The organism is Actinomadura viridis, assembly GCF_015751755.1.
GTDB lineage: Bacteria > Actinomycetota > Actinomycetes > Streptosporangiales > Streptosporangiaceae > Spirillospora > Spirillospora viridis.
Window position 1 is genome coordinate 8,088,935 of sequence record NZ_JADOUA010000001.1, and the last position, 10,443, is coordinate 8,099,377.

Annotated in this window: 11 protein-coding genes; 10 read left to right on the top strand and 1 reads right to left on the bottom strand. The window is 71.4% G+C overall.

Features of this window, described 5'->3' with window-relative positions; genetic code table 11:
• The first annotated feature begins 72 nt into the window (after positions 1-72).
• From eccD to IW256_RS36845, 8 genes are all read left to right on the top strand, one after another.
• Positions 73-1,440 (top strand): type VII secretion integral membrane protein EccD, encoded by a 1,368-nt coding sequence (gene eccD, locus IW256_RS36810; protein ID WP_307829416.1) that lies wholly within the window; start codon positions 73-75, stop codon positions 1,438-1,440.
• Between the two features lie 7 nt (positions 1,441-1,447).
• A complete protein-coding gene (eccB, locus tag IW256_RS36815; protein ID WP_197015340.1) occupies positions 1,448-2,878 on the top strand; it encodes a type VII secretion protein EccB in 1,431 nt (476 codons plus the stop codon).
• A gap of 215 nt (positions 2,879-3,093) precedes the next feature.
• Complete coding sequence (locus IW256_RS36820; RefSeq protein ID WP_231404078.1) at positions 3,094-3,414, top strand: WXG100 family type VII secretion target; 321 nt, start codon at positions 3,094-3,096, stop codon at positions 3,412-3,414.
• A 38-nt stretch (positions 3,415-3,452) separates the two neighbouring features.
• Positions 3,453-3,743 carry a WXG100 family type VII secretion target gene (locus tag IW256_RS36825; RefSeq protein WP_197015341.1) on the top strand — a complete coding sequence of 97 codons (291 nt, stop codon included), beginning with the start codon at positions 3,453-3,455 and terminating at the stop codon, positions 3,741-3,743.
• Positions 3,744-3,840: 97 nt separating this feature from the next.
• Positions 3,841-4,404, top strand: coding sequence for a hypothetical protein (locus IW256_RS36830; protein WP_197015342.1), 564 nt, complete (start codon positions 3,841-3,843; stop codon positions 4,402-4,404).
• Positions 4,405-4,552: 148 nt separating this feature from the next.
• The gene (locus IW256_RS36835; protein ID WP_197015343.1) at positions 4,553-5,680 is read left to right on the top strand and encodes a hypothetical protein; all 1,128 of its coding nucleotides are present in this window, start codon (positions 4,553-4,555) and stop codon (positions 5,678-5,680) included.
• A gap of 74 nt (positions 5,681-5,754) precedes the next feature.
• Positions 5,755-7,173, top strand: a complete 1,419-nt coding sequence (locus IW256_RS36840) for a S8 family serine peptidase (protein ID WP_197015344.1) — start codon at positions 5,755-5,757, stop codon at positions 7,171-7,173.
• Positions 7,174-7,237: 64 nt separating this feature from the next.
• Positions 7,238-8,344, top strand: coding sequence for a carboxylate-amine ligase (locus IW256_RS36845; protein WP_197015345.1), 1,107 nt, complete (start codon positions 7,238-7,240; stop codon positions 8,342-8,344).
• A 53-nt stretch (positions 8,345-8,397) separates the two neighbouring features.
• Here the strand turns inward: IW256_RS36845 and IW256_RS36850 are convergent, their stop codons facing one another.
• Positions 8,398-9,345, bottom strand: coding sequence for a hypothetical protein (locus tag IW256_RS36850; RefSeq protein WP_197015346.1), 948 nt, complete (start codon positions 9,343-9,345; stop codon positions 8,398-8,400).
• 380 nt (positions 9,346-9,725) lie between these two features.
• Between IW256_RS36850 and IW256_RS36855 the strand changes: the two genes are divergently transcribed.
• Together IW256_RS36855 and IW256_RS36860 are read left to right on the top strand one after the other, a co-directional pair.
• Positions 9,726-10,121 carry a YbaB/EbfC family nucleoid-associated protein gene (locus IW256_RS36855; RefSeq protein WP_197015347.1) on the top strand — a complete coding sequence of 132 codons (396 nt, stop codon included), beginning with the start codon at positions 9,726-9,728 and terminating at the stop codon, positions 10,119-10,121.
• The gene (locus IW256_RS36860; RefSeq protein WP_197015348.1) at positions 10,118-10,438 is read left to right on the top strand and encodes a hypothetical protein; all 321 of its coding nucleotides are present in this window, start codon (positions 10,118-10,120) and stop codon (positions 10,436-10,438) included. The genes IW256_RS36855 and IW256_RS36860 overlap by 4 nt, the downstream gene beginning before the upstream one ends.
• The last annotated feature ends 5 nt before the right edge of the window (positions 10,439-10,443 follow it).

The following is a 10,443-nucleotide window of genomic DNA, read 5'->3' on the forward strand; positions in this document are numbered from 1 at the left end:
GAACAGCAGGTGTCAAGATCAGGGAGGAATGGACTACCCGTGAACTCGCCGGCTGCCCCCCCGCTGTGCAGGGTGACCATCGTCGCGCCACGGCGCCGTGTCGATCTGTCGATGCCGACCGACGTGCCGCTCTCCTACATGCTGCCCACCCTGCTGCGCGCGGCCGGTGAGAATCTCGCCGACGCGGGGCTGGCCCACTCGGGCTGGGTGTTGCAGCGCCTGGACGACGCCCCCCTCGATCCCGCCCAGGACCTCGCGGCGCTCGGCGTGCGCGACGGCGAGATCCTTTACTTCCGGCCGCGGTCGGCCCAGCTGCCCGAGCTCGCGTTCGACGATGTGGCCGATGTCATCGCCAGCGGCATCCGGGAACGCTCGGACCGCTGGCGGCCGACGACCACCCGTTCGTTCGGCCTGGGCGTGGCCGGTGCGGCGCTGGCGGTCGGCGCCGTGGTGATCGCGCTGTCCGGGCCGTCCTGGATCTTTCCCGCGATCTCCGCCGCCGTGGTGGCCTTGATCACGCTCATCGCGGCCGGGGCCCTGTCCCGGGCCCTCGGCGACTCGGGCGCGGGCGCCGTCCTCGGGTACGCGGCGCTCCCGTACGCGTTCCTGGCCGGGCTCCTCGCGCCGGCCCGCTCCACCCTCCAGCTGGACGACCTCGGCGCCCCGCACATGCTCGCGGGCTTCGGGGTGCTGGCCTTCGGCGCCTTCCTCGCCGCCTTCATCGTCGTGGACGGCCTGCCGGTCTTCCTGGGCACGGCCATCGCCGCGCTGCTCGGCGTGGCCGGTTCGCTCGTCGCCTTCTTCGTACCGGATCTGGAGCCCGCCGGCCTGGCGGCGCTCCTCGCGGTCATCGCGCTGTCGTTCACCGCGGCGGTCCCCTCGCTGGCGTTCCGGTTCGCGCGGCTGCCGCTGCCGCCGATCCCCACCAACGCCGAGGACCTCAAGAACGACACCGAGACCGTCGACGGCCGCTCCGTGCTCTCGCGCACCGCCGCCGCCGACAGGTACGCGACCGGCCTGGTGGCCTGCATCGCGATGATCTCTCTGGGCGCCCTGCTGTTCCTGTTCGGCGCGGGAGGGTGGGCCGCCCCCTCCACCATGGCGGCGCTGTCGCTGTCGCTGCTGCTGCGCTCCAGGGTCTTCCGCAGCGTCGCCCAGCGGGCCTGGCTGATGGTCGCCGGGCTCACCGGGCTCGGGCTGCTGGCCGTCGACACCGCGCTGAACCACGGGCAGCTCGTCGCGCTGGCCGCGGGCCTCCTCCCGCTGCTGCTGGTCGGCGGCATCGTGGTGGCCATGTCCCTGTGGCTGCCCGACAACCGCCCGACCCCGTTCTGGGGCCGCGCCGGGGACATCATCGACATGATCGTCGTGATCGCGCTGATCCCGCTGGCGCTGGCCGTGCTCGACATCTACGCGCGCGTGCGCGGGCTTGCGGGGTGAACGGCTGATGCAGAGCCGTCGAGATCTTTACCAGGCGCATCGCCTGATGATGCAGCGCGTCGGGCTGGCCCTGCTGCAGGGGGAGCCCGACGTCGCCGAGTCGCCCATGCGCCGCCTGTCGGTCGGCGTCCTCGGGGGCGCGACGCTCGCGATCGTCCTCATCGGCGTCTTCGCCATCGTGGGGCTCATCAGGCCGGGCGGTGCCAAGGGGCTGGACAAGGGCGACACGATCATCATCGAGAAGGAGACCGGCACCAAGTACATCTACGACACCAACTCCAGGAAGCTGCTGCCGGTGGCCAACTACGCCTCGGCGCTGCTGGCCCTCAACAAGAAGGGCACCAAGCCGCGTTCGGTGTCGCGCAAGTCCCTGAACAAGTTCGAGCGCGGCCCGATGATCGGCATCGCGGGCGCTCCGGACTCGCTCCCGGCCGCCGACCAGCTGATCCGCGGCCCCTGGTCGGTGTGCGTCCGCGAGGCCGACGGCGGCACCGGCGTGCGCAGGCCCATGACGGCGCTGGCCGCGGGCCGCAAGGTCGGCGGGCGTACGCTGCCGGCCGGCGAGGCCCTCGTCGTCCAGGCGGCCGGCCAGAGCTGGGTCATCTGGAAGGACCGGCGGATGAGCCTGCGGCTCCCGCCGGCGCAGGTCTCCGCCCTCACCGGCGGCGCCCAGCCCGCCCAGGTCGCGCCCGCATGGCTGAACTCCATCCCGGCGACGGGCGACTTCGCGGCGCCGCAGGTGCCCGGGCAGCGCGGCCGCCAGGTCCGCGGGCCGGGCGGCCAGGAGGCCCGGGTCGGCCAGATCTTCAAGGCCGACACCGGCGGGGGCACCAACTGGTACGTGACGCTCGACGACGGCCTTGCGCAGATCTCCGGGACCCAGGCACGCCTGCTGCTCAGCGACCCGGCGACCAAGGCGGCCTATCCGGGCCGGCTCGCCGAGGCGCTGCCCACCGACATGCCGTCGGCCACCGCGACGCAGTCCCGGACCCGGCTCTACAGCGACGCGCTGCCGGCGACCATGCCCAAGTTCGTCCAGTGGACCACCACCGAGCCGCTGTGCGCGGTGTACTCGGGCGGGACCTCGACGACCGCGCAGCTCACCCTCGGCGGCCAGCTGCCGCCGCCGTCGGTGACCGCGCTGGGCGTCGGCACCTCCGGGGGCGGCGCGGCCGTCGACCAGCTCGTCCTGCCGCCGGGCGGGGCCTCGCTGGTGCGGCTGGCGCCGGGCGCCGGCGCCGCCGGTGCCGTCGGTTCCCTGTCCATCATCAATGATCAGGGCATTCGCTACGCCATTCCCTCGGCCGAAATTGCGGCCAATCTTGGATATGACGCAGCGAAGGCCGCTCCGGTTCCCGCGAGTGTCCTACATCTCATCCCCGCAGGTCCCGCACTTGATCCCAAGGCGGCGACCACGCCGGTGCGAAGGGCCGGGTAGGAGTACGGAGGCGGGGGCCGGGCGTGGGTGTCGAGAGGTTCAGATGAATAGGCGGGAGTGCTGTGTTGGCCTTTTCGCTCGACATTGTCTGAGTTGACCTCTATCGTTAGTCAGTAATTTGGGTCACCGGAGGCGTCCCCTCCTGCCGAGACATGCGGCTGGTCGTGACGGGGGCAGGTAGGACCGCGTGATCAACGTCGCCACGGAGGTGAAACATGAGCCAGGTGTCCGCAGCCGACAAAGAGGCCATGGCGCAGGCCGCTCAGCGGATCGAGACGTCCGCGGGCGTCGTCAAGGGCCTGCAGACCAAGCTCGACAGCCAGAAGGCGCAGCTGATGGCCGGCTGGGAGGGGATGGCGGCAGGCTCGTTCGACCGGGTCTTCAACGACTTCCAGACTCAGATGGGCAAGGTGCTCCGCGAGCTTGAGGGGATGCACGAGAAGCTCGTGCAGACCAAGATCCAGTACGAGGCGACCGAGCAGGAGCAGGAGGACGCGGCCAACAAGATCGCGAGCCTGCTCAACGGCACCACCTGATCACACCTACTGGATCTGAACTTCGGAGGATTCGCAAGATGAGCTACCAGAGGGCGAACATGCCCGCCTTGCAGCAGGCCCAGGCGGACTTCACCCTGGCCTACCGCGCCCTGACCGACGAGCTGGACGACCTCGAGAAGAACCTCGAGAGCAAGCTCTCCCGGTGGGAGGGGAACGCGGTGGAGGCCTACTGGATCCACAAGCGTGAGTGGGACAAGGCCGCCCAGCACATCGGCACCGTCCTGAACCAGCTGGGGATGGTGATCGGTGACGCGCACACCAACTACACCGCCGCCGAGCGGCGCAACCAGGGTATCTGGGGCGGCTGACCGGCCGGCGGACGACGCCGTGCGGACCCGCCGGGGCCGCACGGCGTCGTCGCCGGTCGACGGTTCGACGTCCCACGGAAACTCCTGGAGGTGAGCAATGGGCGGTTACAGCCAAGACGCCGATACAAGTTACAAGTGCACCTGCAACACGTGCCTGAAGAATTATTCTCCCCAAGAGGTCGAGCAGCTTTACCAGCAGCACAAAGCGGATGGGACGCTCGATGACCATCCCGAGTTGAGGCACCAGTACACGATCACCAGCACGCAGAATGCCCCCGACCTCGCCGGCTATCAGGGGCAGAAGCGTGAGAACGACCCGAGCCGCCAGTGGGGAAAGAATGCGGAGGACGGGTTCGAGGTCGATCCGGACGAACTGCGGGCCCTCCGCACGACCATCATCAATGACCTCAACGACCTCACCGACCGCCTGCGGGGGGTCAAGGGACTCAAGGGCTTTTCCGTCGAGAAGGTGGGCGGCGGAGAGGTCGGCCAGCAGTGGGTCAACATGGCCACCAATGCCAGCACGGTCTTCGGTGAGTACTTCGACGACATCCTGGCCAACATCGAGGGTGTCGCCGCGAAGCTGAAGGCCACCTACGAGTCCTACGAGGGTGGCGAGAACAGGACTCAGCAGCAGGTCGAGGGGGGCGTCGACATCTGACGTCGGCGTCCGAGCCTGCGTGTATCGCTTTGTCGCAAGGTGTACCGGACGGGGCGAACTCACTGGGGTGACGAAGTGGATCGCGGTGCACCGTCCCGCTTCCGCGCGGGTTCTGGGGGTGCGGGTGTGACTGTGAAAGGCAAGGACCATGACTGAGAACTGGATCAAGAAGAACGTCTGGCAGGATCGCGCCAACGAGAACGCTCAGGCTCCCGAGGGCACCAAGTTCAGCGAAGTCAAAGAGCGTTTCAAGAAGATCGACCCCGGGGTCGTCAACGACGCGTCCACGGAGTACATCAAGGCGGCCAACGCGCTGGCGGACTACACCCGGAAGCTGGAGGGGTACGCCGACAAGCTGATCAAGCACTGGAAGGGCGACAACGCCCAGAAGGCGCTGGACCAGCTCGGCCAGGTGCACCGTACCTCGGCCAAGATGTCGGACAAGAGCCTGGCGACGTCGAACTCCTTCAAGTGGTACGGCACGGAGATCCTCCCGCATTACAAGTCCGTCGGTGAAACGATGGAAGACGGCTGGGACGACGACGACTCCGACGACAACCGGTGGGCCAAGGAGAAGCTCGAGCGGCTCTTCATGCGGACCGCCCAGTCGCACAACAACGTGCCGCAGGAGGTCGAGCAGGACCTGCCGGACGGCCTGGGTGAGAACACCCCGCCCCCTGGCGGCCCTCCCGGCGGCGGTGGCGGCCCCGGCCCCGGCGGGGGCGGCAAGCTCCCCGGCGGCGGTGGCCCCGGCGGCATGCCGGACGGAGGCAAGTTCCCCGACGGGGACCGCAGCCCCTTCGCCTCGCTCGACAACAACAGGAACCCGCACCTGGACCCGAGCTCGTACACGGGCACCCCTCCCGGATCCAGCCAGCTCGCCGGGCTCGGCGATCGAGGCGGCGCGTCGTTCGGCGGCGCCGGCGGCGGCAGCAACCTGTCGAGCATGGGTGACCCGGGCGGTATGCCGCCCGGCGGCGGCGGTGGCGGTCTCGGAGGCGGCGGCGGCAACTTCCCGGGCGGTGCCGGTCCTGGCGGGCTGGGCAGTGCCGGTGGCGGCCTGGGCGCGGCCGGTCTCGGCGGCGGCGCCTTCCGGGGCGCGGGCGCGGGCGCGGGCGCCGGCCGCATGGGCGGCATGCCGATGGGCGGGATGCCGATGGGCGGCGCCGGCCAGGGCAACCAGGGCGAGCAGGAGCGCGAGCGCGAGACCTGGCTGACCGAGGACGAGGACGTCTGGGGCGCGGACGACGACACCGCGCCTCCGGTGATCGGCTGATCTGCGAGCAAGGACGCGGCTGAGGGCGGCGGGAGCGATCCCGCCGCCCGCATCGCGTGAGGAAGGGTGAGGACGTGCGAAGGCTCCTTCGGTTCACCTCGGCCGCGCTGGCGGTCGGCCTGGCCGTGGCCCCGGCCACCGCGGCGGAGGCCTCGCCGCTGGGCCAGCGCCAGTGGTGGTTCAACAGCTGGGCCATCGAGAAGCTGGTGTGGCCGAAGACCAAGGGCGCGGGCGTGACCGTCGCGGTGCTCGACAGCGGGGTGAACGCGCAGCTTCCCGACATGCGCGCCGCGGTCGTTCCCGGCAAGTCCTACCGTTCGAGCGGTGACGGCCGGCGGGACACCGAGGGCGGATCGCAGTTCGGCCACGGCACGGGCATGGCCAGCCTCATCGCGTCGCGCGGGGTGAAGACCGGCTTCACCGGGGTGGCGCCGGAGGCGAAGATCATGCCGCTGGCCTCGCCCGGCGTCTCCGACTCGTCCACGCCCTCGGCGATGCGGTTCGCGGTGGACAACGGGGCGAAGATCATCAGCATCTCGCAGGGGTCCTCCGCGGGGACCCACCCGAACCTGTGCCCGAAGGACATACTCGAATCCGTGGCGTACGCGGCGAAGAAGGACGTCATCGTCGTCGCCGCCGCCGGTAACGAGGGCAACACCTCCAACAACCCGACATATCCCGCCTCGTGCCCGGGCGTCGTGGCCATCGGCGCGATGGACAACAAGGGGCAGGCGTGGGAGAAGACCCAGCGCCAGGACTACGTGACCCTTTCCGCGCCGGGGGTCAACATCCCCGCGCTGAGCCAGGACGGCAGGGTCTGGCCGAACGGCGCGGGCACCAGCCACGCCACGGCCCTGGCGGCCGGCGCGTTCGCCCTGCTGCGGAGCAGGTTCCCCGAGAAGTCGGCCCGGCAGATCGTTCAGCTGGCCACCAACACCGCCAAGGACTTCGGCCCTCCCGGTAAGGACAACCGGTTCGGCTACGGGACGCTCAGCCTGCGCAACGCGCTCTCCCAGCAGGTACCGGCCAACGCGCCGAACCCTGTGTACGCACGGCTGGACAAGGTCCTCGGCGCCCAGAAGGCGGCGACCGCGGGCAAGCCGGATGCCGCACCGGCGAAGGAGGAGTCGTCCGGTTCGAAGGGCGTGTACCTCGGGATCGCCCTCGCGGTGATCGCTCTGGCGGTGGTGATCGGCGTGTTCTCGCTGCTGCGCTCCAAGCGGCGTCGCCCGCGGGGGGCGGCCGGGTCTTCTCCACCGCCGCCCGGGTTCGGGCAGGCGAACCCGGGTCCCTTCCAAGGGGCACCGCAGGCGGCGCACATGCCGCAGGGGCAGCCGCAGGGGCCGTACGATAACGGCCCGCAGGCGCCGTCCCCCTACGGCCAGCCTCCCCAAGGGCATCCAGGCGGGCCGTACCAGCAGCCGCCTCAGGGCCCACCGCAGGGCCAGGGCCCACCGCAGGGCCAGGGCCCGCCCCAGGGCTGGCAAGGCTGATCGGGGAGCAGCGCCCGGCCTCCCTCTCACCACCGTCCGGGCGAGGGTGAGAGGGGCCGCGCGGATGCGTTTCGGGGTCGAGGAGGAGTTCTTCGTCGTCGATCCGGCCGGCCGCGACGTGGTGCCCCGGGCACGGGCCGTGGTGGCCCACGCGAGGAAGGTGCTGGGCTCCCGGATCGTCGGGGAGGACACCGAACTCCAGGTGGAGACCCGGACCAGGCCCTGCGCCACGGCCGCCGAACTCGCCCGGCAGATCGGGGAGGGACGCTCCTGCCTGGCCTCCGCCGCGGCGGAGCACGGGCTCGCGATCGTCGCCAGCGGGACGCCGGTGGTGGGGGACGCGATCCCGTCCCCCCTTCCCCATGGCCCCAGGCAGGAGCAGGGCCGCGCGAGCGTGCGCGGGCTCCTGCACGAGTACAACCTCTGCGCCGTGCACGTCCACGTGGAGATGCCGGATCGCGAGCGGGCGGTGCTGATGAGCAACCACCTCCGCCCCCACCTCCCCGCGCTGATCGCCCTGACGGCGAACTCTCCGTACTGGGCCGGACGCGACACCGGGTACGCCAGCTGGCGGACGCTCCTGTGGAGCCGCTGGCCGGTCGCGGGACCTCCGCCCCACTTCCGTTCCGCCGCCCACTACGCCCGGCTCATCGCGACCCTGCGGGAGGCCGGCGCGCTCATCGACGAGCGCACCGTCTACTGGGACATCCGCCCCTCCGCGCACCATCCGACGCTGGAGATCCGCGCCGCCGACATCCCCATGACCGCGGCGGAGTCGGCGGCATACGCCGCGCTGGTGCGGGCCCTGGCGGTGAGCCTGCTGCCCGCGGTCGAACGAGGGGACCCGGGACCGGTCCTGGAGCCGGAGCTGATGCGCCTGGCCTACTGGCGGGCGGCACGGGACGGAGCGACCGGCGCCGGGATCGACGTCCGCACGGGCGAGGTCGTGCCCGTCACCGAAGTCGCCCGCCGCCTGCTCGAAACCGCCCGGCCCGGACTGGAGGAGCACGGCGACCTCGACCGCGTCACCGGCTGGCTCCGGCGGCTCGGCGAGATCGGGGACGGGGCTCGGCGGCAACGGAGCCGACGGCGGGGTGAGGCCGGGCGCGCGGACCTGCACGCCGTCGTGGACCATCTCATCGAGGAGACGGAGAAGGGCGCGTTCGCCTGAGCCGGGGCCGTGCCCGTCCCCGTGGGGGTACCGCGGGCACGGGCCCGGCCGGGTCATCGGCGCACGCAGGCCGAGCAGGCCGCCAGGGCCGCCGTCACGTCGCGGGCCGCCCTCTCGGCATTGGCGCGGGCGGTGGGAGGGGCGATCGGGGCCGCCTCGGCGTCCTTGGAGCGGCCGTCCCCGTCGAGCGGCTGGACGGTGTCCGCGTACTCGATCGTGAGCAGCACGTTGTGCACCCGGGCCGTGACGACGGCCTTGCTGCTCCGGACGAAGGCGCCGTCGGTCTGCGTCGGCCGCACGAAGGCCTGGTCTCCGATTCCCCTGAGCGGCAAGGGCGAATCGAGCTCGAACCGGGCGGGACCGCCCGTGATCCGTCCCGTACCACCGCGGGCGGCCGTCAGCTCGTTCTCGTACCCCTCCTTGGCCCGGGCCGTTCCCGTCCTCCCCTCGTGGTCGAGCATCAGGCGCGCGCCGACGACGAGCCGGTGCGACCTCAGGGTGCGCCCGGCCTCGGTGGTGAGGGGCTCCTTCCATTCGCACTCGGCCCGCCGCTCGCCCGGCGTGCCGCCCTGGAGGGAGGGTTTCCGGGTTTGGGCCTTCGGCGTCAGGCTTCGGAGGGTGTCCTGGGACAGGGTGGAGCACGGTTCGGGCAGCGAGACGTACCGCGGGGGAGCCGGAGGGGACGGCTCGGCCCGCAGCACCGACCAGGCGAAGCCGCCCAGGAGCACCACCGCGGACGCCGACGCGCCCCACCGGACGACCGGGCGGCGCCAGAGACGCTCTCCCGGCCGGGCATCGTCCGCTCCGCCCGCCGCGTCGGCTGCGTCCGCTGCGTTCGCCTCGACCGGGGCCGTCGCCTCGTCCGCGACCGACGCGTCCGCGGGTTCGCGGTCGGGCGGGCGGGACGAGCCGTCCAGCCGCTGGTCCGGTGCGAGGAACCGGGGGGCCGCCGGCCGGGTGGGCGGCTCGGGGTTCTCCTGCGGCGGGCCGTCGTCCGTCACTCGTGCTCCAACAGATGTGAGGGTTCTCGCGCCGAGGCCGGCCCCCGGCCGATCGAATTGCGCTCGGCTCCTATGATCGCCCGTCACGTCGCTCCTGATCTCCGGCCGCCGTCCCTCGGCCGCGAGCCCGCGGGGTTCTCGGCGCGGAGTGCGGAACACGTTCCTGGTCATGGGAGCGAACCAGACGGGACGGACGCGCGTCTCATCACCCCGGAGCACGCGTCCAGCCGGTCATGTCGCCGATGTTCATGGATTTTGGCACATAGCGATGAATAGGTTGCGTCGTATAGAGGCTGGCGAGAAGATGAGCCAGCCTATGCCCGTGATCTCCGATTGCGGGCGCTCCCGGGGGTCGGTCCGTCTGTTAGGGGTTCTGCTGCATGCGCGAGGAATGGCAGGCGCACATCGACGAGCTGCTCGAGCGGTACAAGGAGCAGCGGCAGCAGCTACAGGACATGCAGGCCAAGGTGGCGGCGCTGGGGGCCACGGGTGAGGCCGCGGACGGGATGGTCAAGGTCACGGTGGGGGCCCAGGGTGAGCTGACCAAGGTCGAGTTCGACCCCCGCGTGTACCGCAAGCTCGCCTCCCAGGAGCTGGCCGAGGCGGTGCTGGAGGCGTCCCAGGACGCGGTCCGGCAGGTGGGGGAGCAGCGCCGGGAGGTGATGGCGGGCGCGGTCCCCGAGGAGGTCCTCGACGGTGACTACGAGAAGCTGCTTCCCGCCGACCTCACCGACATCGAGGCGGTCAAGGCGCGCTACGGGCTGCGTGGCAAATGACCCGCGAACTCCGGGTAGAGCGGGACGCGCTCAAGCAGGCCGGCGGCGGCTTCGAGGACGGCGCGCGGGACCTGCGCCAGGCCCAGTCCAGGCTCGACGCCGCCCTCCAGGCCGAGGGCAAGTGCTGGGGCGCCGACGAGACCGGCAAGGCGTTCGAGCAGGACTACCTCCAGAACGCGCAGGACGTGCTCAAGCTGCTCATCACGGTCAGCGAGAACGTCGAGAAGATGAAGGACGGCGTCGCCAGGATGGCCGGGACCTTCGGGGACGCCGAGGACGCCAGCGGAGGCGGTAACCGCGGACGCCGCGGGAGGTAGTGACC